Genomic DNA, 22,456 nt, shown 5'->3' with positions numbered 1-22,456 from the left:
TTTGTGCTGTATAGAAGTAAATGAATGAAAAGGGGAGAATGGGAGGACGTATATGAAAAGCCAGCTTTCAAAGGAATTTAAGCAATTTGCAATGGAACAGTGTGAAGGGTCCAGTCCTTTATATAAAGCTTTATCTCTGCGTATTTCACAGGATGATGAGGTGCTTGAAGTCTGTCTGGGTGCGAACGAAGGGCAGCCGGTACCGAACCTTTTATTCGGGGCTGTTCAGTATATACTGATGAAAGAAACGCATCACGCGCTGAGAGCGTTCTATCCTAGTCTGACTAAGCGTGCAGAAACGGGACAGGAGGCATTTCCGGCTTTTAAAGAGTTTGTTCTGACACACCATGAACAGATCCGTGAACTTTTAAAAACGCGTCGCGTGCAGACGAATGAAGTAAGAAGGTGTGCTTATTTGTATCCTGTATTTGCGTCATTACATCAGGATTTGAAAAAGCCGCTGTCGCTGATTGAGGTTGGGACAAGCGCAGGGTTGCAGCTGCTATGGGATCAGTATGGCTATTCCTATCACGGAAAAACTTATGGGAATCAAAATGCTGAACTGGTGCTGACCGCTGAAGTAAAAAACGGCCGTCTGCCTGTGCTGCCGGGAGACGTGCCTCCTGTTGTTGAGAGAGTTGGTGTAGATCTGAATGTCAGTGATCTTACAGACGAGGATGACCGCCTGTGGCTGAAGGCATTGATTTGGCCTGAGCATCATGAAAGAAGAGGCAATTTTGACCGCGCTTCAATGATCGTGAGGGAAAATCCTCCACGCCTGGTAGAAGGAAATGGTGTCAGTCTGTTGCCTGAACTGGCGAAACAGATGAATAAGGACAGCCTGCTGTGCATTTTTCACACGCATGTAGCGAACCAGATGCCTGCACATGTCAGAGAGGACTTAATGGAAAAGGTCGAAGCGCTCGGTGAACAAAGAGATACTGCACACATTTTTAATAACATCACTGATGGCAAGCTCCGCGTTGATCTGTTTGTCAATGGACGCCGGACCAGTCAGTTAATTGGTGAGACAGATGGGCATGGCAGGTGGTTTGAGTGGCATGCTGAAAAATGGCAGGGCACTGAATCTTTTTAACAGCCGGCACGTATAAAAGTAAAGGAGTGATACAGATGCGTGGCTGGTTATTGATTATTGGCGGGATACTGATGACCGGATTAGCATTGCAGCTGATTTATTTCACTCATTTTGATGAAAGAATCGGTCCTGTGGGTGATGGCTCTGTTCCACTCTTTTTGTATATTATTATGATTGCATCATCTGTAAACGGATTGATTGCGCTCTATAAGGGCGGATATCTGCTGATACAAAAAAGAAGAATAAAATAATCAGGAGCATGTCAAGAGATGAAAAAATTTGAATACTGAATCGAGTCTGTTGAGACAAGGTCGAATAACCGGGAAGAAATTGAACGCAGAATCATTAGCAAACTTAATCAAATCGGCGATGAAGGCGGGAAACTTTCAGGCGTAAATGGCCCGATGCTATATTTTAAATGTGAGGTGATCAGGTGATGACTTATGAACAGAAAACAAAAGAGCATGATGGCAGTGTAATTGAATTTATTGAGACTGTAGAATCTCCGAAAAAGCGTGAGGATTCATACAGACTGCTGGACATTTTTGAAGAGACCTCAGGCTATAAAGCAAAAATGTGGGGACCCAGTATTATAGGATTTGGCTCTTATCACTATAAGTATCAAACGGGCCATGAAGGCGATGCTCCGCTTGTCGGTTTTTCACCAAGAAAAGCAAAGATCAGTCTGTATTTTGCGACGGGCGATCCTGAGCGGGAAGCGCTGCTGAAGGATTTGGGGAAGCATACTTCGGGTAAAGCATGTGTGTATATCAATAAGCTTGATGATGTACATACTGATGTATTAAAGGATTTGATCAGACAATCGATTGAATTTTTACAAAAAATGTATCCGGCGGAAGGAGCAGACAATTAATGAAAGACGTTAAGAAAAGAAGATTTAAAGCAATTTTAATTGATTTGGCGGTATCCAGTGCGGTAACAGCGGGTGTTGAATACGTACTCAGAAAGAAAGTTAAAAACGAAGCATTTCATGCCCTGGTGACACCTACTGCAGTTATGTGGGGGTTAGAGCTGGCGCAGCTTAAAAGCTGTGGTCAGACAGTCGGCTACAAGGCAATGGGGCTGAAACTTGAAAGTGAAGATGGCTTTCCGCTCACAACTGAACAGCTATTAAAACGGATGGTTTACCGTGATACAATTGGCGGATTTAAGTATATGAAAAATAAAGAAGATTACGTGGGGACAGACGGCAGAAGCATGGCGCATGACCGTTATGCAGCTGTTGTGGTAAACGAAAGGTAGGAGACTGACGTGAGAGATCAAAACCGGACATGGATGAGCGGGGTTTACCTGGGATTAAGTATACTGGTCCCGATTTTAATGCTGTTGCTTGAGCCTGTCCGTACGATCAGTATGGACCTTGAAAGTGTGATGATGCTTGCCATTGTTGTACTGACCCCGGCTTGTGTCATATTTATGGTGATTACAGTGATTCGCGGTGAGGAAAGAAACCTTCTTACTACGATTGCAACGATTTTGACAGTCGTTAATGTGGCAGTGATTTTGTATACGATTATATTTGTATTTTGATACGATTAAATATCTTTTAGATGACAAAGTGAAGATAGAAGTTTGACTAAGGCCTCCCGGGGAATTCATATCCTTTAGGAGGTTTTTCTGATGAGTAAAATGAAATTGGCGTTTCTGGCACTGACTGTTCTTACAGCGGGAGCCGGCGGGCTATGGATCTATGATCACAATACACCTGAACGCGGTGAGGAACTGGTGGCGCTTGGAGATTCACTAACGTATGGAATAGGGGATCAGTCAGGAGCCGGGTATGCTGAAAACCTTGAAGAAGTAATAAATGATAATCGTGAGGAACCGCTGACAGTCTATAATTATGGCATTCCTGGTCAGCAGACTGACGGGTTACTTTCTCAACTGCAGGATGACGACGTGAAAGCAACGCTGAAAAATGCAGAGTATTTTACGATGTTCATTGGGACAAATGATCTGATCAAAACAAACGGCGGAGATCTCAACCCTCTATATAATGATCGGATTCAGGCAGGTAAAGCAGACTATGAAAAGAATCTGGAAAACATACTCGCAATCATTCGTAAGGAAAATCCTGAGGCACCGATTCTGTTTCTGGGGTTATATAATCCCTACCCTGAAAATAAAGAAATCCAGCAGGTGATTGATGACTGGAATGATCTGAGTAAACAGATGCTTGAGGAATATCCGCGCGTAAAATTCATTGCCACAGACGGCATTTTAAAAGAAAAAAGCACTGAATATTTTAGTGATGCGCTCCATCCAAATAAAAAGGGGTATGAGTTAATTACAAACAGAATGATAGAAGAATACGACTTTTAGAAAAAGCAGAGTGCGCGTTCACTCTGCTTTTCTGCGTATTAAAACGGGCTCATAATCTGTCAGCAGCCCTTCATAAATTAATGTGGTTTGATCTGACCTTCTGAAATCATCAGGTTCCACCAGGGCAGGGAGTTTATCCCACAGCCTCATACCAGCCCGGTGCAGAATCTCTGCTACAAACTGTGAACAGAAATAGGACCCATGCGGCTCAAAGGGCTCTTTAAAAGCAACACCCAGGACGCCAAGCAGATTATAAATCGTGTTCCGGTCTTTTTTTTGAAATAAACGAATCATTCTCTTTATTTTTTCGTATTGACGGGTAGTGATTGTCATTTCGTAAACAGCGCATGTTGTATGTGGAAATTTTTTATAGGTTCCTTTCAGCACATCTTCCTGGACGAAACCGCCATTAAAGGGGTTATTAGGATTTTTGCGTCCGAAGCTATATAATTGAATCAGTTCTTTATCAAGGGACAAAGAAGAGTGGTTATAGGGCGCTTTAGTATAGCGCTTAATTGTTTTGGTAAAAGCAGTTCCTGTATCTGTCAGCAGGATATAAATCTTTTTGTCATCCAAAAATGATGTCACTCCTTTCAGAAAAGCGAGGTGAATGAATTGAATAACTTAATAGAATACATATATTTTATCTTCTTAATTCTCATATCGGTCAGTCTTCTAGTATCTGTTATAACATATTTTCACAAAAGGAAAAATAAGGGCAGTGATAAATATGATGAATTGATGATCCGTACAAAACTCTGGTGGGGGATGGCAATCATCTTTGTTCTGTCGATGGCTTTTCATCCGACGGTATCAATGATTTCACTAATGATACTGTGTTTTCTGGCACTGCGTGAATACTTTTCCATGCTTGAGACGAGAAAACAGGACAGACGGATTTTTATCTGGGCTTACCTTGCGATTCCGATTAATTTTTACTGGATCTATATTGGCTGGTACGGCATGTTTATTGTATTTATTCCGATCTATGTCTTCTTATTCCTGCCGCTGGTCAGAATTTTTAAAAATGGCAGCGCAGGTTTCCTGAAGTCAGTCAGCATGACGCAGTGGGGACTGATGCTGCTCGTGTTCGGTATCAGTCACCTGGCCCTGTTTGCGACGATGCCGGAGATTACCAGACATGACGTCAGAATAGCAGAGCAGTATGGCGCGCTGATGGTACTTTATCTGGTGCCGCTCACCCAGGCGAATGATGTCATTCATCTGCTTGTATCAAAAAAATTCGGTAAGAAAAAAGTGCTTGAATCTGCTAACCCGGACCTTACATGGGAAGGCTTCGCTGCAGGGCTACTCGGAACGGTGCTGCTGTCAGTTGTGATCGCCCCTTATATTACGCCAATGTCATTTGGCTTCAGCATCTTTACCGGACTGCTGATCGGTGTAACAGGTTTCTTTGGAACGGTGGTTATGTCTGTACTGAAGCGCAACTTCTTCCTCAGAGAAACGGTAAACGGGCGGATGATTGAAAGTAAGACGATTAACAAGGTGGAGAGCCTGACCTATACAGCGCCTGTATTTTTCCATGTGGTTTATTATTATATTTTTTAGCTCTGTTAAATCTGGCTGGTGATTTCCGCTCCAGGGGGAACGCTTTCCGCAGGGCCGGCGGTGAGCCTCCTCAGGCTTCGCCTTGCGGGGTCTCACCTGTCCGACTTATCCTGCTGGAGTCGTCCCCCTTCCGCTCCAATCACCAGCTGTGATAAAACAACATTGGGCTTTAGCATAGCCTATTTTTAAAAACAGGGAGGCAGAGGTAATGTTTTCAGAACGGTTTCTGGCATTTTTAGATCTTGAGAAAGAAGCTCCCTCACTTTATTATCTGAACAGGCTGGTTGAGGCTCACCAGAAAAAAGTAAGATGGGAGACAATCACAAAATTTATTGACTATGCTGAAAGAAATGAAGAGGATGCTTATTTGCCAACAGCAGAAGAATGTCTCGACCGCATCATTCATAAGGGGACAGGCGGTACCTGTTACACGCTTGCAAGAGGATTTCACAAGCTGCTTGAAGAGCTTGGTTTTGATGTGTGTTATCTTTTTATGAACCCGCGACATCTTTGTTTGTGTGTAGACCTCGAGGGTGAATCCTATTATGTTGATACAGGTTACAGTGCACCGCTTTTTCAGGCGTATCCGCTGTATAAGTCTTTCCAGGTAACTGCGCCGGCAGAAACGTTTACCTATGATGTGAGTGACAGGAAGATCATTGTCACAAGGGATCCGGGTCCTGTAAAAGAACTGGTCACGGAGCCTGTAAGCTTTGAATGGGTGAAGGAACATGTCCGCGGTACCCATGACTGGCAGGATGGGTTTGCTTTTCAGTCACTGAAATTGTTTGGTTATATAGATGGAATTGCTGTGTCGCTCAGAAATAACGGGCTACGTATTTTCAGGGAAACAGGTTTTGAGGATCATACACTTGATCATTCAGGCGTGATGGAATGGGTGAGACGTTTCGGATTAGACGAGGGAACTTATCAGCAGGCAGTGGACATCTATACTGAGAAAAAAGGGAAAGCACCTTATTGATCATGAATCATGAGGTGCTTTTTATATTTGGCTTTTTTAAAGTCCAGTGTTGTTTTAGCACAGCTGTTGATTGCAGCGGAAGGGGGACGACTCCAGCAGGAGAAGCGTGACAGGTGAGACCCCGCAGGCGCGAAGCGTCGAGGAGGCTCACCGCACGCCCTGCGGAAAGCGTTCCCCCTGGAGCGGAAATCAACAGCCATCTTTAACAGAGTTTTGTATTTAATAATCACGTAAGAACAGCAATGACAAGACCGAGCACGATTGGCAGTGTGCCTGCTAAAGAATAGCTTCGGACTGTCTCCACAAGTGGATCAAGCGGGTTTTTGACAGGTGTTGCAAGCCATTGAATCACCCGCTGCCATTTGCCGGGTTTTTCTGTCTGAAATTCAGGTATATCAACGTGGTATGAATCTAAAAATGTCTTTAACTGTTCTTCATGTTTAAATGGATCCTGATTCACAGGTAATCGCCTCCCAGCATGTTTTTTAATGAAGATATCGCATGGTGCAGTCTGGATTTTACTGTTCCGGCAGGGATCTCTAGCATCTGTGCAATCTCTGCCTGAGAAAGGTCATGATAATAAGTCAGCAGGATCACGGCGCGCTGCTTCTCAGGAAGAGAGCTGATTGCTTGCTGCACAGTTAATTTATCTTCAGTATTGGCAGGCTGAGGGTCTTCGGGCTTTAAAAAGGGCATCAGCCGGTACCATTTCTTTCGTCTGTTCAACTTATCAATCATGATCCGGTAGGCAGTCTGAAACAAAAAATTCTTCAATGACCCTTTTTCAGGGCTGAATGATTGTTTGTATTGCTGGATTTTAATAAATGTATCCTGCACAACGTCAATACTCAGCTGTTCATCCCGCGTATAACGGTAGATGAACAGATAGAGAGGCTGCTTCAACTGCTCGTAGATTCTTCCGAGCGCTTCAACATCTCCGGCCTGATAGGCAGCCATCTCAATTTCTTCAGTCTGCCTCAAGCTCATCACCCCAATGTGCTTTAATGGATTTTAATGTGGCAGTGACCCTTGTGACCAGATAAGCGAATACAACAATGACCCATGCCTGCCCCTGATTTGTAAAGAATTGAACAAAATGATTTTCGATTGTAAAGCCGCTCGAGAGGAGCATATTGAGTGCCTGAATACAAAGAATCGTATAAATAGCAAGAATCAGCGTCATCGTATCAAAACGGTTCCATCTTAAAAAAATCTTGGTTTTCTTATAATTGATCTTTCCATTTTCTTTTACAATGTGCTTTTTGTGCATAGGAATCATAACCGCCATAATAATCGTAATCCAAACCGCCATAACGCCAAGTGAAATGATCCAGCCGGTATCCATATTTTCCACCTCTTCAATTGTTATTTACATGTTATACCACTCGGGGCTTCAAAAGGTTCAAAACTTTTTCCAAGACTGCTATTTTGACTGTGACTGAATGAAAAAAGTATAATAAAAAGACAATGAAAATGTACGGGAGGAGGGTTTTACCATGATGGATAAAAAGCTTGAACAATACCCGCCTTATATCCGGCAGGAGCTCTCAAAACTCAATGATAAAATTGAACCGATTACCAAACAGTTTATGAAATATCGGCTCTGGGGCACACCGCTTGTTGTCGTATCTGTATTGAATCTGTTTTTAATTATTCTTCCTTTCGGTGTTTCAACTGACATTATCCCTGCACTCATTTTGTTTGCTGTGCTCGGCTCAGTGGGAATGGCTCTATCGAAAGAAGCAAAACTGAAACGGACGGAAGTCGTTGTTCAGACGCAGGATTATATGCTGAAGCGGATTGCTGAGAGTGACAGTGATTATAAAGAAGAATACCTGAGACGTGTGAGAAATAATGCGCTGCAGGGTGTGGATTTGTTTATAGAATTTTTACAGAAAGAGAAACGGGGACGCTGGGGATAGACGCTGAGGGATGTGGGTTTTGTGACCCGAAACAAACCCGGAGCCGGCACCTCCAGTTATCATATTACAAACTAAAAAAGGTTGTCCGGATTAAACCGGGCAACCTTTTTCTTAACCTCTGATCGTAAATAATCCTTCACTCTGCATCAGACTCTTCATCGCTTTTCGTCCTTCAGTCAGTACAGCAAGCCGCCATTCCTGATCTTCCGGATAAAACATCGCTTTAAATTCATCTAAGATCGCTTGTCTGTCTTTTTCGTGAATCGCACCGTCATGATGCAGTCTGTTTTCAAGAATGATCGTCATAAATTCACGCAGAGAAGCGCTCATACTCGTTCCGAATGTACCAAACTCAAATAATGCTGAAAACAGATACGTATCCGGGTAATGCCGGTTTTTCAGCGCATGAAAATGATGGGTGGAATCACCCTTTGTCTTTTCAGGTGTGAACTGCTGAATGTTTTTCAGCTCGTACGTATTTTTCAGTTCTTTTAACGTACGGCCGTCATCCTCACTCATCACCATTGTGACTTCATTGGTCGGTCCGAGTGCTGTATGCCAGTCCATGTGAATCACGCGTGGATACTCATAAAGCAGCTTTTCCTGAATTGCCTGGAGAAACTGTGCGTTCTCCTCTTTTTCTTTACCGCCGTAGTAAACCCCTGTCGGAAATTCGTACTGTCCCATACCTTTGGCTTTTGTTAATCCGCTGTAGCCCTCAGATACCAGCCCCTTTGCAAGCTTTGTCTGAAGGTCAATTCTTGCAAGGTGGTAGTTATCAATGACACCGTTCGGCAAAAACACTTTCATCACATTTTCATAATGCTCATTAACATCCACGGGAACATCTTCGGGATCAACGAGATAATTACGGTTCAAATCGATATTATTTTCAGTTACGCGCCTGAAGTTTCTCATGCCCCATGGGTTAACAGCATGAATCAGGCAGATACCTGTTCTTTTTGGATCAATTTGATTCGCCATTTCCTGAACGAACACATCAAGCATGGCAGCCCCGGCATAGCCTTCGATGCCATGTTCACCAGCGGTCATGAACAGCACTCTTTCATTCGTTTCAGTACCGCCTGAAGAAATCATATCAATTGTATTGTCTTCTTCTTTCCCGATCTGGCGGGTAGTCAGTTCGGCGTCCGGCCAATACTGTTTAATTTGTTCAAGGTTAGCCCGAAACGTTTCTCTCGACTCTATATATGTATTCGGAAAATACTCCTCAATGGTTTTCATGGTCTGCATCCTCTCCTGTATATGCTTATTATTTTCTGCTTTCCACTTTTCAGGATTTATAAACCACGCAGGACCCCCAGTCTCAATAGGTCAGAGCAGGAATTAACAGGAAATAAACGATAATCGCTACATAAAAAACGGATGGTAAAGTCGTCAGCACCATACCAATCACCTTTGTTTTTGAAAAGAACATCAGTATGGCTCCAATCAGCCAGATTGCGATCAGTATTAGAAACTCCGGGGCAAGGAAAAGCTCATCATCATAGTTTTCACTAATAAATCCAGTAGCTAAAAATAGAGTGAATGGAACCGTCATGATACCGGTCAGGATAATGTGTATCCAGCGGAAAATTGAATAACTCATGTTTTCGCTCCTTTCATATTTGCCTTTCATTATTCTCCTATCCCCTGTTATTGTAAACAATACGATCTCTTTGTCTATTGAAACTTAATCATCTTTCATTCGTAAAAATAAATAAGAGGTGATGGACGTGAAGAAGTATTTTATCTTTATCGTCAGCTTGATTCTATTATTAGCTGCTTACCAAATCGGAACAGGACTTTGGCTGACAAGTACACATGTACCTGGCGTGGGTACACAGGCATTTGCTGATAACATGAAGCTTATTAACAGTCTGGTTGTGCTTGGTTCTGCGAGTCTTGCCTTTTTATTAGCACAAAAGATCAGGAGGAAGACTGTATGATGGGCGATATCAAAACAGAAGAAGAGCTGAGACACTATTTAGGTGAACCCAGTCAACTGGTTCAAAATAAAGTGATTGATCATCTGGATGAACATTGCCGCGCGTTCATCAGTAAATCCCCGTTCCTGACAATCTCAACAGCAGATGAAAACGGGTTTTGTGATGCTTCACCAAGAGGAGACGCACCTGGCTTTGTGATGGTTCAGGATGATCAGCATCTGCTTATTCCGGAGCGTCCTGGCAACAAGCGGGCGGATTCACTCTCTAATCTGCTGCAGAATCCCCGTATCGGGTTATTGTTTATGATCCCGGGTCTTGGGGAGACGCTCAGGGTTAATGGCCGTGCAGTACTTGTGACAGAGTCTTCTGTTCTTGAGTCGATGGCGGTAAACGGAAAAAGTCCGCTTCTTGCAATTAAAGTGCAAGTGGATGAATGCTTCATTCACTGTGCAAAAGCATTTATCAGGTCTGGACTGTGGAAGCCTGATTCGTGGCTTAAAAAGGAAGAGCTGCCAAAACCGGCAAAAGCGATTCAGGCTCATGCCAAGCTGCCTGATCTGACAGAAGTAGGGATCGAGGAAAGGTTAAATAATAGCTATCAGAATAAGCTGTATTGAAAAAGCAGGCGCCAGGCCTGCTTTTTATAGTGGAGTCAAAAGTGGGTTCGATCTGCCTTAAGTGGCTGTAGTTGTGGCAGGGAAGGGGATTTGCATCATCTTTTAGAAAATATCTATCAGCTTGATGAGTTATTCAATCACCTTTTACACTAATTACAATGACAGTGCCATAAGCGCCTGGAATTCCTACACCAATCTGATTAATTCTATCAGCTCCGGGAGTAATACAATCACCATTTATATAATTCTAACTCCACAGTCCACTCCGCAGCCGGACCCAAAACTAATTCTTCGCATACAACAGCTTTAGAAATTCCTGCAGTGCTTTTGTCTGGAAAGATGACGTAATGACTGTAGAGAAAGCACGCTTATAAGGAAGACCATCTACCTGAATCACTTTAAGTGTACCGGATTCAACCTCTTTTTGAATTGCGAGTTTTGATAACAGTGTCAGACCGAGACCGGATTCTACAGCCTGTTTGATCGCCTGGGTACTGCTGAAGGTCATCATCCGCGCAGGTGTGATGCCAAATTGATTGAAGATCACTTTGGCTGCTTCCCGTGTACCGGAACCCGGCTCTCTGCACACCCATAACTGCCGGGCGAGTGTATCAGAGTCTGGGGTCATTCCCTCATGATCATGCGCGCCTACAATAACCATTTCATCCTCAGCAAATTCCTCAATCGTCAATGTACGACCAGCTTTCACCTGTCCCTCTACAATGCCGATATCGAGCTGATTGTTTTTTACCAGCTCAACAATATGAGCGGTATTTCCGATCGTCACGTCCGGCTCAATATCAGGGTACAGGCGATGAAGCCTGGCAATGAGAGGAGGCAGGGCATATTCTCCAAATGTATAGCTTGCCCCGATTTTAAGCGGACCTGCTGCGTGGTTTGTCAGATCATCAACCAGACGCTGCATTCTGCCATAGAGTCCGGTGATTTCAAGAGCATGTTGATACACAACCTCCCCAGCCTGATTCAGTCTGACGTATTTATTCGTTCTCTCAAGCAGCGTTGCGCCGATTTGCTTTTCAAAGCTTTTTATATGCTGACTGACAGCCGATTGTGTCATATGAAGCTGTGCGGCTGCCTGTGAAAAACTCTGACATTCCGCTACAGCAATAAATACTTTAAGCTGCTGGTCCATTTCGTTCATCACCTTTCCATCAGTATTACTTATAGTTAACATCATTATAATTAATTTTCCTAATCATGTAACGAGGCGTATAGTGTAGGCTGGGGTGAAAATATGAAACAATCTTCTAAAACAGCCTGGTTATCAGGTGTTTTATTTACATTTTTGATTGCGGGGCTTGGCTATCTGCTTGCCATGGTGCCCGGTTTTGACAGAGCTGGCCAGCTTGCTGCAGCGATTGTCATTGCAGTGTTTTACAGACAGATCTTTGGTTATCCGGATCGACTGAGAAGCGGGATTACCTTCTCAACTAAACGCCTGCTCAGGGCAGCCATTGTATTGTACGGTCTCAAGTTAAATATAGAAATCGTCTTACAGGACGGCCCGGGTCTTTTGATCAGAGATGCGGCTGTCATTATTTTTGCGATTGCAGTTACGGTGTGGCTTGCAAAAGTATTCAAGGCTGATAAAGCCATCTCGATGCTTGTTGCTGTCGGGACTGGTGTGTGCGGGGCGGCCGCGATTGCTGCAGTGGCACCGATTCTAAAAGTGAAAGAAAAAGATACGGCGATGAGTGTCGGGATTATCGCTTTACTCGGAACGGTATTTGCTATTATTTATACGTTACTGCGTCCTGTACTGCCGATGACTGATATTGAATATGGCATGTGGGCAGGGCTTAGTCTGCATGAAGTTGCGCATGTAGCGCTTGCCGGGGAACCTGCAGGGGAAGACGGACTTGCGATGGCACTGCTTGCTAAGCTTGGAAGAGTATTTTTACTGATCCCGTTATGCTTTATTCTGATGTTCTGGATGAACAGAAAGTCAGCGCAGTCTGCTGAAGCAAAAGTCACCTTTCCATGGTTTTTGATTGGCTTTTTAGCGATGAGTATTGCTGGAACTTATATCATTGGCCCGGTCATTCCGGTGTCAGATGGGGTACTTGAATTTGTATCAGGCCTTACGACGTGGCTGTTAACGGCGGCGATGGTTGGACTTGGTCTGAACGTGAGTCTGCAGGATATCCGCAGCCAGGCGCTGAGACCGTTTCTGATTATTTTAGGTGTGTCAGTCGTGCTTTCAGTGTGGACGTTTTTTGTGGTCTAGACATGTATTGGTTCATAAAAAGGTAGTAGTTGGAAACCCTGTTCGGTACAATGTACTGAACAGGGTTTTTCTATAGGAAAGGCAGGATGTCAAATGAACATACAGATAGAAGCAGCTGAAAAAATAACTGAATCTTTAAAAAATGATCCGTTAGTCAAAGCGGTGGTGCTGAAAGGATCACTTGGCAGAAATGAAGGGGATGACCACTCAGATCTTGATTTGTACTGCTTTGTGGACCCCGAAAAATCGGATGAATTTTTAGCAAGAAGAGTGGAACACCTCGCTTCATACAGACCAATGCTGTTTCACGACAGTATTTTTATTATTGCCCCACAGATTATTACAGTATACGATAACCTGCTGCATGTGGATTTATTTACAGTGACAGAAGAAACGTTCAAAACGACTGATTATTTTACCGTTTTATATGATCCGGAGAATCTGCTGGATCAGTTCAAAGACAAACAGCACCTCACTTTGTCACCTAAAGAGACAGAGGAGCAGGCTTTTGATATTGGCTGGTTTTTATTCCAGTACAGAAAAGCCTGGAAAAGAGGGAATGATGTCTGGGCAGTGGAGGCGCTGCATTTGATGATGAAGTTTTTGACACGCGTCATGCTTCACCGTTATGCACCTGAGCGTGCCCAGCTTGGGATGAAGGATGCCATGCGGTCTTTACCTGAAGAACCGCTGAACCAGCTGATCAATATTCTGGAACTGATCACACCGCAGCACCATGAACAGGCAATGAGAAAGACAGTTGAACTTCTGAAAGCTGAGTCTGCATGGTTAGAACAAACATTGGGCGATCAATCTGATGCATACACATTTATGCAAAAGATGATTGTAGTACTCGATGGCGAGCGTGTAACAAGTTGAATCAGGTCAGGCTCGTTCATTATTCAGAAGAACATCTGGCAGACCTCGAAAACTTTATCCTGCCAAAAGAACAGGAACAATTTACAACGCTGCCTGCAGATCAGCTGATCAGGTTAACCGGTGATCAGTGGCCTGTAGTGATCACAGCGGATGAGAAAGCTGTCGGCTTTTTTGTATTAGAGCAGTCAGAGCGGTTGAATCATTACACTCAAAATGAATCTGCATATTTGCTGGCTTCACTATCCATTACAAAAGGACAGCAGGGGAAGGGGTTCGCAAAAGAGGCGATGAACCTGCTCCCGGAGTGGGTGCGACAGGAAATTCCGATGTGTGATGAGGTTGTGCTGTCAGTGAATTTGAAAAATGATGCGGCATTCAGACTTTATCTGAGTACAGGCTTTGAAGATACGGGAAGAAGAATCACCGGACCGGTTGGAGAACAGCGGGTGATGAGCAGGATGATAAAGAATGAGAGGGAACGATGATGAAAATTGTAAACTATGATAAACAGTATGAACACAGCTGGCTGAGGTGCAGGCTGCTCGCGTACTTTTATTCAGCTTTTTATGAGGATGTGGAAACAGAAAAACCTGTATTCAATCAGACTTCAATTGAACTGATTGCACTTGAGGGTGACCAGGTGGTTGGTCTGCTTGATATGATCGTAGATGATGCAAGCAATAAGTTGACGTTTTTAAGAAGTGAAAAAGGAGCTTTCATACAGACGATCGCTGTACATCCGGATTATCAGAAGCAGGGGATTGCCCAGAAGCTTTATGATCAGGCGATGGAGAGGTTACGTACATATGAATATGTTCAATTTATTGAACTGTATACGCGGGATGATCAGGCTGCTAATACTTTTTATGAAAAACAGGGATTTGAGAAAACTGTTTCCTATTTTGATGTGTTTGGTGTAGAAAAAGGAATCAGGAAGCCAGTGAACGTAAAGCCAGGTAACGGGGAAGTGATCGCTGAATCTGGTGGTGAAAGAGTAGGGTTCGCTTTAGTGGACTCGGTTTACGAAGTGTTCGACGAGAAGAGTCTGGAAGAGATCGATCATGATCGGGTTGTGCCGGTATATGGATACGTGAAGATGTTATAGAAAATTGTAAAAACATTTGAAACTTTTCTGTCATTTGGACCGTAAATATAGTCAGAACAATCAAATTTTATCAGGGAGGCTACATAATGGAATTATTTGCAGCGTTATCAATTATCATTCCGATTCTTGTCGTGCTTGCGATTGCCGGAATAGTTGTATTCGTCTATTACAAAATCCGCTATCGAACAGCCCGTTCGAATCAGGCACTGATTATCACAGGACCGAAGCTTGGAGATTCGGAGAAAGAAACCAATATTTTCACAGACAATGAAGGCCGTTCTATGAAGATTATCCGTGGTGGAGGACACCTGCTGCGTATGCATCAGACAGCGACACCGGTTGAACTGACATCATTTCAGCTTAAGCTGACAACACCGCGTGTATACACAAATGGTGGTGTGCCAATCGTAGCGGATGCAGTTGCGATGGTCAAAGTTGCTGATACATTAAAAGGGATTGCGAACTATGCAGAGCAGTTTCTTGGGAAGAAATCTGAAGAACTTGAAGATGAAATCGCAGAGGTGTTGAGTGCTAATCTTCGCGCCATTTTATCAAAGATGACGGTTGAGCAGATTAATGAAGACCGTGAGTCGTTCAACAAACAGGTAACAGAAGTCGCACAGAAGCAGCTTGATGATATGGGATTCCGTATCACTTCACTCGGGCTGACTGATCTGCGCGATGCTGATAGTGAAAATGGATACTTAGAAAACCTTGGGCGTCCGCGTATCGCAGAAGTCCGTAAGCTGGCTGAAATTGCTGAAGCCAATTCTGAAAAAGAAACGCGTATTCAGCGCGCCAATTCAGATAAGGAAGCAAAAGAACAGGAGTATATGCGTCAGACAGAAATTGCTGCAGCGCAGAAGAATAAAGATCTGAAAGATGCAGCGATCAAAGAAGAAACAGAGCGTGCCCGTGCGAAATCAGAGCAATCTTATACGCTTGAAAAAGCCAAGCTTGATAAGGAAGTTCAGCAGGAAGAACTAATGCTGATTGCAAAACGTAAAGAAGAAGAGCTGCGCATCCAGCAGGTCGAGCGTTCACGTCAGGTTGATATTGAAGAAGAGGAAAATAAAATCCGTAAAGCAAAAGCTGACGCTGACTACTACTCTGTTACACGTCAGGCGGAAGCCGATGCGCGTAAAGCTGAGATTGATGGGGAAGCGAAAGCGCGAATTAAGCGTGAAGAAGGTCTTGCAGAAGCACAGGTTATCTTAGAGCGCGGTAAAGCTGAGGCGGAATCAAGAAGACTTCTGACTGAAGCAATTGCTGAGCACGGTGAAGTCATCCTTGCTGAGAAGCTCATCGACATGCTGCCAGTCTTTGCTGAGAAGGTTGCGAAGCCAATGGAAAACATTGATTCTGTTAAGATTCTTGATACGGGCGGTGGCAATGGCGTATCCTCTTACGGCAAGAGTGTCACCCAGACCATGCTTGAGATTCAGGAGCCATTGAAGGAGCTGACAGGTATTGATGTATCCAAGCTGCTTTCTGACATGGTGAACCGCGGTAACACGCACACAGTTGTAACAAATCAGGATGGAAAGCAGGCAGTGGCAGAAGCTGCACCTGCAAAAGAACCGGATGCAACTGATCAAAAGCCATCAGCATCAGAAGGGTCAGGAACTTCTGAAGAATAGGTTAGAACAAAGGCAGTCTCTTCGTGAGGCTGCTTTTTTCATTTCATCAAGATGGCTCTCTTCGTACCTTCTTAAGATAAGCAAGAATCGTCGTTTTCAGTGAAGCGTAGGAACCGACTGCTGCATAACCATAGAACCATCCCATAAAAATACCGGCTAGCAGACTTTCTCTGTGGCTGATAAAAATAGAAATACCTAACCCGAATATAAGGGCAATAAAAGGGACATAAGTCTTTGAAGGTCTGAGGGTCAGTTTAACGATTTGAGTCAGTATCATTACGACTGGCACTGCAATGACTGCATCCCAGAAGTTTGTATGGATATCAGGAAACATCGGATGATTCACTGCCTTTTTAACCATAGTATGGAGCAGTGGATTGTATTCTAAACAAAAAAACCGCGCTGCAGAAACTTTGCAGGCGGCTTTACTGAGCAAGATCTTTTTCAGTCAGTTCGATATGGCATTCTCCCCAACTGCACATGACGTCAAGGATCGGTTTCAGAGACCAGCCATATTCAGTCAGTGAATAAACAACTTTAGGTGGAACCTGATCATAGACAGTGCGTTTGACCACGCCGTCTGCTTCGAGTTCTCTCAGCTGTTGCGTCAGCATTTTCTGAGTGATATTGGGCATCAATTTTTTCAGTTCACTTGTACGCTTTTCTCCTTTATCTAAATGACAGAGAATCACAACTTTCCATTTTCCACCGATGACTTCGAGTGTCGCTTCAACCGGAATATTATAAGCCACTCTTTTACCTCCTTCTAACAAGAGATTTCTTACTTGGATTTATCTTAACGGAAACATTCAAAATCGTCCATAGGGTACTTTTTGGTGCCTATCGCACTTTAAAGTACGTACTTCTCAAGGGGATTGAACGGGTTCATAATGACATTTGACAACACGAAAGGCGCCTTCGTGATCATTTGTTTGGAGGAGGAAATAAAAGATGAATACACATTCTTTAGAAAAGCCTCAGCAAAAAGGAGGCACTCTTGCATTAATTGCACTTGCGATCAGTGCATTTGGAATTGGAACGACTGAATTTGTTCCTGTCGGGCTATTATCGTCAATCTCAGATGACCTTTCTATATCTATTACACTTGCCGGTTTATTGATTTCAGGTTATGCCATGGGTGTTGCGATTGGTGCTCCGGTTCTGACTGCACTGACTGACCGTGTCAGCAGAAAAACATTGCTGATGGCTTTAATGGCAGTTTTTATTATCGGAAATGCAGCAGCTGCCATGTCGGACAGTTTTGCATTGCTTCTTATAGCAAGATTCATTACAGCATTTTCCCACGGGATTTTCTTTTCAATTGGTTCAACGATTGCAGCAGATCTCGTTCCGCCTCATAAAAGGGCAGGTGCCATCGCATTTATGTTCACAGGATTGACTGTGGCCACTGTAACAGGTGTTCCCCTTGGCACATTTATTGGCCAGGAATTTGGATGGAGAGCAACATTCTGGGGCGTTGCAACGTTAGGGGTTATTGGAATGACTGCAAGCGCTATTCTCGTTCCGAAGAATCTGAAAGAGGCACCGCCGTCATCCTTTAAAGATCAGGTGAAAATACTGAAAAACAGTAAGCTTATGCTGGCATTTTCCATTACAGCACTTGGATATGGCGGTACGTTTGTTGCCTTCACTTATCTTGCACCGCTTCTTGAAGAAGTGACAGGCTTTGATGCGAAATGGGTAAGTGTATTACTGCTGATCTATGGAGTGGCAGTTGCAATTGGGAATATGATTGGCGGGAAGGCAGCGAACCGTCATCCGTTAAAAGCATTATCAGTCATGTTTATGTTCCAGACAGTCATTCTCGTGTTATTAACTTTTGCCGCACCATTTAAAGTTGCGGGTCTGTTTGTGATCTTTCTGATGGGGCTGTTCGCCTTCATGAATGTACCGGGTCTCCAGATTCTTGTCGTCAATCTGGCTGAGAAATATGTGCCATCAGCTGTCAACGTTGCCTCAGCATTAAATATTGCCGCTTTTAATGTAGGAATTGCAATCGGTTCATTTGTTGGAGGTCTGATCGTAGACAGTATCGGACTAATTCATACGCCATGGATTGGTGCAGTGATGGTTGCAGGTGCAGTCTTACTGACCCTTCATTTGAAAAAAGTTGAAGAACAGACGATGATGAAACAGGATCAAAAGGCGGGATAACCCGCCTTTTTTCATCTGGAAATCTATGAGGATTGTTTGTCTAAGAGTAATACAAGCACTGGTCCTGCAATCGGCATCCATGCCAGCCCTTTATTTTTAACATCAGGATAAAATCTATTGATGGCCTCAACTGAAAGCCACCATAAAATAAACCAGTCTACTGTCATCACAGAAACGAGACTTGATTCCATAAAGGCATCACCGTAAGCTGTGAGCGAAAAACCCTGCAGCAGTGTCAGCAGGTTCCCGACAATCATTATAAGTAAAAGAATCAGCCAGATCTTTGACTGAAGGATGCGCAGTATCCATCGGGGAGTTCTCAAGCTCCTCTTTGCAGGTCGGTCACCGAAAGCAAACCATGGTAAAAGCGCGAATGCACCACCTGCAAAAGCAGCCAGCGAAAACGGCCATGCCGGCCACTTCCAGCGGTCATTGCGCAATAGAATCGTAAGGAAAACCAATGGGAAAATACCTAATGAATTAAACACAGTCAGTACAAGCGGGTCAATCGCTGTCCAGTTTCCTGCAAATACATTGTCCATCACAGGATCTGATCCTTCAGATCCTGGTGCAAAAAACACTGCATAAGCCAGAAGCAGCAGCCAGACTAGAATAAACTTCATCTCATCACCTCTTTTGGCTATCATACTTGAAAAAAGAGGAGACACGCGAATTTCAACCTGTAAAAAACCTGAATATGGATTAAAGGAAATCTAATTGTACGGGAAAAATTAATGGTTATAAAGACTATTTTTAGAATAATCAGGTACATTTCCTTTCGCTCCCTAAATTCATGCTATAATGCATAGCGTGTAAGCGTTTTTATTCAAGGGGTGATTGAGATGGAAAATGTTAAACGATTATGGCAAAGATCCTGGGATAGTCATGACAGGATCAAAGAACTGCTTCTATTCAAGCCGAATATGAATCAGGATGGTCCGGCCAGTGATGATCCTGACAGAATGGCAAAAGCTTCAGGGAAATTGACCGGCACCTACAGACAGCCGTCACCTGAAAAGAGAGATTTCTCTACAAAGCAAAAGATTGGTCTTTTCTTAGGACCATTGTTATTTATCATTCTCATGCTATTTTTTAACCCGGACGGTCTGTCGCCGGAAGCAAAAGGTGTACTCGCAGGAACTGTGTGGATTGCTACCTGGTGGATCACAGAAGCGATTCCGATCCCGGCAAGTTCTCTGTTACCGATTATCTTATTTCCGCTTGCAGCCGGAGTTGGGGTAGGGGAAGTGACACCTAATTATGGAGATCCGCTTGTTTTCTTGTTCTTAGGTGGATTTATTATTTCGCTGGCCCTTGAGAGATGGAATTTGCATAAGCGTATTGCACTCGGCATCATTTCGTTTGTCGGGACAAGCACCAGCGGTATTATGCTCGGCTTCATGGCTGCGACTGGCTTTCTGTCTATGTGGATTTCCAACACGGCAACAGCCATGATGATGGTACCGATTGGAACGGCAATCATTTTCCAGATGTCATCACTGATCAGTGAGGGTTCAGTAAAGGATGTGGAAGGTGAAAAAGATAAGTTTGCAAAAGGACTGATGATTGCGATTGCTTTTTCAGCTTCACTTGGCGGAATCGCAACAATTATAGGTACGCCGCCTAATACAATTCTGGCAGCTCAATTGCGTGCGATTTATGATATCGATTTATCATTTGCACAGTGGATGCTATTCGGCGTTCCGTTTGCCATTATCATGATTTTATTTGCATGGGTCTATTTAGTTAAATTTGCTTTTCCGATGGAGCTGAAGAAAATTCCTGGCGGGAAAGAAGTGATCAAAAATGAACGGGCTGCGCTTGGTAAAATGAGTACAGATGAAAAAATGGTGGCAGTTGTATTCGGTACAACTGCACTTGCCTGGATTTTGCGTTCATTTGTCCTGCAGGAGTATGTGAGTCCGGCAATTGATGACACGATGATTGGAATCACCGGTGCACTTGTACTGTTTTTAATCCCGTCAGCTCAGTATCAGGGTGTAAAGCTCATGAACTGGGACACAGCGAAGAATGTTCCTTGGGGTATTCTGCTCCTGTTCGGTGGTGGTCTTGCAATTGCAGGAGGATTTGGTGCAACTGGACTCGATGTCTGGATTGGAGAGCAGTTGACTGTTCTTCAGGGTGTACAATTCATTGTGATTATTGCGGTTGTATCGCTGGTTGTGGTATTCCTCACAGAAATCACGTCTAATACTGCTTCTGCTACGATGCTGATGCCGATTATGGCGGCGCTTGCAGTTGCAGTAGATGTCCACCCGTTCGCAGTCATGGTGCCAGCTGCTGTGGCAGCGTCATGTGCATTTATGCTGCCGGTTGCGACACCGCCAAACGCAGTCGTGTTTGGTTCAGGATATCTGAAAATGATTGATATGGTACGTGCGGGTATCTGGATGAACATTGCTGCAACGATCGTACTTGTTGCCTTTGTCGTTTTATTACTGCCACTTGTATTTGGTATTGATCTGACAGTATTTCCGGATGCATTAAGGTAAACACAGCTGTCCTGAGATCATTCTCAGGCAGCTTTTTTAGTACAATGAAAAAAACATAAAGCAGGGGGAGACAATGAATATCAGAATATTACAGGAAGGTGATCTTCCATCCTTCGACCAGATGATCCTGAAATGCCAGACCAATTTGATCTCTCGTGAAAATGTAAATGACAAAGAATGGCTGATCGGAAAAGAAACGGAGCGGCTCTGTCAGGTTGCTAGAAGGATTCTGAAATCTGAACAGGAAATCATGTTTGTCGCCGTGGAAGGTGAAAAAGTCATTGGCTCCATTGCCTGTATGGCACCGGGAGAGCTGATCACGTGCGGACTGGAGCCTGAAGCAGACGTATTTGAAGTGGGTAGTATCTACATACATCCTGATTATCAACGGCAGGGAATAGGCCATGCTTTATTTCAATACATCAGAGAATATCTGATAGAACGCAACCATTCAAAGTTTTATCTGGACGCAGGATTTGTCAGTTCACAAACCTACTGGAAAAAGCGTCTGGGAGAGCCTGATCTCATACTCGAAGATTACTGGGGAGGCGGGTTCGATCATATGATCTGGATCGGGAAGTTAAAAAATTCCTCGACTAGTATAAACAAGTGATTGCAAAATTTTCTGAAACATTATAGAATCATAGAAATGGCTGGTGCTCTGTTAAAGAGCAGTGGTCATTTTTTATTTTGCAGGATTTAATCTGACAAATATCGAATATACAAAGAATCACACTTTTGGAGTTAATTGATATGCTAATTTTATTTTCTGCCATTATTCCTTATTTACTGGGCAGCATCAATGGTGCCTATTATATGACGAAGCTTTTTAAAAAACAGGATATCCGTACACTCGAAAGCGGTAATGCCGGTGCCACAAATGCCGGCAGGGTGCTCGGTAAAAAAGGCTTTGTCCTGACGGTTCTGATCGATGCAACGAAAACGTGGCTTGCATTATGGCTGACAGGTTTATGGTTTGGTGACGCCGAGTGGGCTCTATTATTTGCATTGATATTTGTTTTTCTTGGGCACTTGTATCCGGTGCATTTGCAATTCCGTGGAGGAAAAGGCGTTGTAGTGTATCTGGCAGGTGCATTATGGATCGAGCCTGTTTCACTTGCTGTTGTGGCTGGTGTGACGGGCATCAGCTATGGCGTTTTACGCAGGTACACAATTTCCGGCTTTATAGCAATTTTGTCAGTACCGGTTACACTTTTCTGTACATACGGCTTTACTGTTATACCGGTTGGAATGTCTCTGGCTTTCATATTATTGCTTGTTGTACATAAAAAATAGCTCTGTTAAATCTGGCTGTTGATTTCCGCTGCAGGGGGAACGCTTTCCGCATGAGCCGTCATGTGGCTCCGATTCAATCGGACCTCCTCGACGCTGCGCGTCTGCGGGGTCTCACCTGTCAC

Annotated in this window: 30 protein-coding genes; 20 read left to right on the top strand and 10 right to left on the bottom strand. The window is 43.8% G+C overall.

Annotation, left to right across the window (positions count from 1 at the left end; translation table 11 throughout):
- Positions 1–52: 52 nt before the first annotated feature.
- From JOD21_RS10105 to JOD21_RS10080, 6 genes are all read left to right on the top strand, one after another.
- Positions 53–1,096 carry a DUF2332 domain-containing protein gene (locus JOD21_RS10105; protein WP_204729505.1) on the top strand — a complete coding sequence of 348 codons (1,044 nt, stop codon included), beginning with the start codon at positions 53–55 and terminating at the stop codon, positions 1,094–1,096.
- 35 nt (positions 1,097–1,131) lie between these two features.
- Positions 1,132–1,347 (top strand): hypothetical protein, encoded by a 216-nt coding sequence (locus JOD21_RS10100; RefSeq protein ID WP_204729504.1) that lies wholly within the window; start codon positions 1,132–1,134, stop codon positions 1,345–1,347.
- 185 nt (positions 1,348–1,532) lie between these two features.
- Positions 1,533–1,970 (top strand): DUF1801 domain-containing protein, encoded by a 438-nt coding sequence (locus JOD21_RS10095; RefSeq protein ID WP_204729503.1) that lies wholly within the window; start codon positions 1,533–1,535, stop codon positions 1,968–1,970.
- Positions 1,970–2,359, top strand: coding sequence for an RDD family protein (locus tag JOD21_RS10090; protein WP_204729502.1), 390 nt, complete (start codon positions 1,970–1,972; stop codon positions 2,357–2,359). The genes JOD21_RS10095 and JOD21_RS10090 overlap by 1 nt, the downstream gene beginning before the upstream one ends.
- Positions 2,360–2,368: 9 nt before the next feature.
- Entirely contained in the window at positions 2,369–2,647 is a 279-nt protein-coding gene (locus JOD21_RS10085) for a hypothetical protein (RefSeq protein ID WP_204729501.1), read from the top strand.
- A 90-nt stretch (positions 2,648–2,737) separates the two neighbouring features.
- Positions 2,738–3,439, top strand: coding sequence for a GDSL-type esterase/lipase family protein (locus tag JOD21_RS10080; RefSeq protein WP_204729500.1), 702 nt, complete (start codon positions 2,738–2,740; stop codon positions 3,437–3,439).
- An 18-nt stretch (positions 3,440–3,457) separates the two neighbouring features.
- Here the strand turns inward: JOD21_RS10080 and JOD21_RS10075 are convergent, their stop codons facing one another.
- Entirely contained in the window at positions 3,458–4,015 is a 558-nt protein-coding gene (locus tag JOD21_RS10075; protein ID WP_204729499.1) for a hypothetical protein, read from the bottom strand.
- Between the two features lie 165 nt (positions 4,016–4,180).
- On the opposite strand from JOD21_RS10075, the gene JOD21_RS10070 reads away from it, so the two are divergent.
- Both JOD21_RS10070 and JOD21_RS10065 read left to right on the top strand, forming a co-directional pair.
- The gene (locus tag JOD21_RS10070; RefSeq protein ID WP_239581534.1) at positions 4,181–5,008 is read left to right on the top strand and encodes a phosphatidate cytidylyltransferase; all 828 of its coding nucleotides are present in this window, start codon (positions 4,181–4,183) and stop codon (positions 5,006–5,008) included.
- A gap of 208 nt (positions 5,009–5,216) precedes the next feature.
- Complete coding sequence (locus JOD21_RS10065) at positions 5,217–5,990, top strand: arylamine N-acetyltransferase (protein ID WP_204729497.1); 774 nt, start codon at positions 5,217–5,219, stop codon at positions 5,988–5,990.
- Between the two features lie 226 nt (positions 5,991–6,216).
- On the opposite strand, the gene JOD21_RS10060 is transcribed toward JOD21_RS10065, so the two are convergent.
- The 3 genes from JOD21_RS10060 to JOD21_RS10050 are packed head-to-tail and all read right to left on the bottom strand — an operon-like array spanning position 6,217 to position 7,335.
- Entirely contained in the window at positions 6,217–6,450 is a 234-nt protein-coding gene (locus JOD21_RS10060) for a hypothetical protein (protein WP_204729496.1), read from the bottom strand.
- The gene (locus tag JOD21_RS10055; protein WP_204729558.1) at positions 6,447–6,947 is read right to left on the bottom strand and encodes an RNA polymerase sigma factor; all 501 of its coding nucleotides are present in this window, start codon (positions 6,945–6,947) and stop codon (positions 6,447–6,449) included. The genes JOD21_RS10060 and JOD21_RS10055 overlap by 4 nt, the downstream gene beginning before the upstream one ends.
- A gap of 10 nt (positions 6,948–6,957) precedes the next feature.
- Positions 6,958–7,335 carry a group-specific protein gene (locus JOD21_RS10050; protein ID WP_204729495.1) on the bottom strand — a complete coding sequence of 126 codons (378 nt, stop codon included), beginning with the start codon at positions 7,333–7,335 and terminating at the stop codon, positions 6,958–6,960.
- Between the two features lie 151 nt (positions 7,336–7,486).
- On the opposite strand from JOD21_RS10050, the gene JOD21_RS10045 reads away from it, so the two are divergent.
- A complete protein-coding gene (locus tag JOD21_RS10045) occupies positions 7,487–7,912 on the top strand; it encodes a DUF5392 family protein (protein WP_204729494.1) in 426 nt (141 codons plus the stop codon).
- A gap of 111 nt (positions 7,913–8,023) precedes the next feature.
- On the opposite strand, the gene JOD21_RS10040 is transcribed toward JOD21_RS10045, so the two are convergent.
- Both JOD21_RS10040 and JOD21_RS10035 read right to left on the bottom strand, forming a co-directional pair.
- A complete protein-coding gene (locus JOD21_RS10040) occupies positions 8,024–9,157 on the bottom strand; it encodes a M14 family metallopeptidase (protein ID WP_204729493.1) in 1,134 nt (377 codons plus the stop codon).
- Between the two features lie 82 nt (positions 9,158–9,239).
- Positions 9,240–9,521, bottom strand: coding sequence for a hypothetical protein (locus JOD21_RS10035; protein ID WP_204729492.1), 282 nt, complete (start codon positions 9,519–9,521; stop codon positions 9,240–9,242).
- Positions 9,522–9,648: 127 nt separating this feature from the next.
- Here JOD21_RS10035 and JOD21_RS10030 point away from each other — a divergent pair, with 127 nt between their 5' ends.
- Both JOD21_RS10030 and JOD21_RS10025 read left to right on the top strand, forming a co-directional pair.
- Positions 9,649–9,861 (top strand): hypothetical protein, encoded by a 213-nt coding sequence (locus tag JOD21_RS10030; RefSeq protein WP_204729491.1) that lies wholly within the window; start codon positions 9,649–9,651, stop codon positions 9,859–9,861.
- On the top strand, positions 9,858–10,478 hold the full coding sequence (locus tag JOD21_RS10025) for a pyridoxamine 5'-phosphate oxidase family protein (protein WP_204729490.1): 621 nt from the start codon (positions 9,858–9,860) through the stop codon (positions 10,476–10,478). Before JOD21_RS10030 ends, JOD21_RS10025 begins: the two co-directional genes overlap by 4 nt.
- A gap of 283 nt (positions 10,479–10,761) precedes the next feature.
- Here the strand turns inward: JOD21_RS10025 and JOD21_RS10020 are convergent, their stop codons facing one another.
- Positions 10,762–11,631: a LysR family transcriptional regulator gene (locus JOD21_RS10020; protein WP_204729489.1), complete on the bottom strand. Its 870-nt coding sequence runs from the start codon at positions 11,629–11,631 to the stop codon at positions 10,762–10,764.
- Between the two features lie 102 nt (positions 11,632–11,733).
- On the opposite strand from JOD21_RS10020, the gene JOD21_RS10015 reads away from it, so the two are divergent.
- From JOD21_RS10015 to JOD21_RS09995, 5 genes are all read left to right on the top strand, one after another.
- Positions 11,734–12,726: a YeiH family protein gene (locus JOD21_RS10015; RefSeq protein ID WP_204729488.1), complete on the top strand. Its 993-nt coding sequence runs from the start codon at positions 11,734–11,736 to the stop codon at positions 12,724–12,726.
- 93 nt (positions 12,727–12,819) lie between these two features.
- The gene (locus JOD21_RS10010; RefSeq protein ID WP_204729487.1) at positions 12,820–13,605 is read left to right on the top strand and encodes a nucleotidyltransferase domain-containing protein; all 786 of its coding nucleotides are present in this window, start codon (positions 12,820–12,822) and stop codon (positions 13,603–13,605) included.
- Positions 13,602–14,090, top strand: coding sequence for a GNAT family N-acetyltransferase (locus JOD21_RS10005; protein ID WP_204729486.1), 489 nt, complete (start codon positions 13,602–13,604; stop codon positions 14,088–14,090). Before JOD21_RS10010 ends, JOD21_RS10005 begins: the two co-directional genes overlap by 4 nt.
- Positions 14,090–14,710 carry a GNAT family N-acetyltransferase gene (locus JOD21_RS10000; protein ID WP_204729485.1) on the top strand — a complete coding sequence of 207 codons (621 nt, stop codon included), beginning with the start codon at positions 14,090–14,092 and terminating at the stop codon, positions 14,708–14,710. Before JOD21_RS10005 ends, JOD21_RS10000 begins: the two co-directional genes overlap by 1 nt.
- A gap of 86 nt (positions 14,711–14,796) precedes the next feature.
- Positions 14,797–16,350: a flotillin family protein gene (locus JOD21_RS09995; RefSeq protein WP_204729484.1), complete on the top strand. Its 1,554-nt coding sequence runs from the start codon at positions 14,797–14,799 to the stop codon at positions 16,348–16,350.
- Between the two features lie 46 nt (positions 16,351–16,396).
- On the opposite strand, the gene JOD21_RS09990 is transcribed toward JOD21_RS09995, so the two are convergent.
- Complete coding sequence (locus tag JOD21_RS09990; RefSeq protein ID WP_204729557.1) at positions 16,397–16,684, bottom strand: hypothetical protein; 288 nt, start codon at positions 16,682–16,684, stop codon at positions 16,397–16,399.
- Between the two features lie 91 nt (positions 16,685–16,775).
- On the bottom strand, positions 16,776–17,102 hold the full coding sequence (locus JOD21_RS09985; RefSeq protein ID WP_204729483.1) for a winged helix-turn-helix transcriptional regulator: 327 nt from the start codon (positions 17,100–17,102) through the stop codon (positions 16,776–16,778).
- 199 nt (positions 17,103–17,301) lie between these two features.
- On the opposite strand from JOD21_RS09985, the gene JOD21_RS09980 reads away from it, so the two are divergent.
- On the top strand, positions 17,302–18,525 hold the full coding sequence (locus JOD21_RS09980) for an MFS transporter (RefSeq protein WP_204729482.1): 1,224 nt from the start codon (positions 17,302–17,304) through the stop codon (positions 18,523–18,525).
- 23 nt (positions 18,526–18,548) lie between these two features.
- Here the strand turns inward: JOD21_RS09980 and JOD21_RS09975 are convergent, their stop codons facing one another.
- Complete coding sequence (locus JOD21_RS09975; RefSeq protein ID WP_204729481.1) at positions 18,549–19,148, bottom strand: hypothetical protein; 600 nt, start codon at positions 19,146–19,148, stop codon at positions 18,549–18,551.
- Positions 19,149–19,367: 219 nt separating this feature from the next.
- Between JOD21_RS09975 and JOD21_RS09970 the strand changes: the two genes are divergently transcribed.
- The 3 genes from JOD21_RS09970 to JOD21_RS09960 all read left to right on the top strand — a co-directional run bounded on the left by JOD21_RS09970 (position 19,368) and on the right by JOD21_RS09960 (position 22,334).
- Positions 19,368–21,038 (top strand): SLC13 family permease, encoded by a 1,671-nt coding sequence (locus tag JOD21_RS09970; protein ID WP_204729480.1) that lies wholly within the window; start codon positions 19,368–19,370, stop codon positions 21,036–21,038.
- A 73-nt stretch (positions 21,039–21,111) separates the two neighbouring features.
- A complete protein-coding gene (locus JOD21_RS09965) occupies positions 21,112–21,651 on the top strand; it encodes a GNAT family N-acetyltransferase (RefSeq protein ID WP_204729479.1) in 540 nt (179 codons plus the stop codon).
- Positions 21,652–21,791: 140 nt separating this feature from the next.
- Positions 21,792–22,334, top strand: a complete 543-nt coding sequence (locus JOD21_RS09960; RefSeq protein WP_204729478.1) for a glycerol-3-phosphate acyltransferase — start codon at positions 21,792–21,794, stop codon at positions 22,332–22,334.
- Positions 22,335–22,456: the final 122 nt, after the last annotated feature.

It is taken from the genome of Jeotgalibacillus terrae, from assembly GCF_016908195.1.
Lineage (GTDB): Bacteria > Bacillota > Bacilli > Bacillales > Jeotgalibacillaceae > Jeotgalibacillus > Jeotgalibacillus terrae.
Note: the sequence above shows the minus strand (reverse complement) of the source record. Positions and strands in the feature narration are given on the sequence as shown.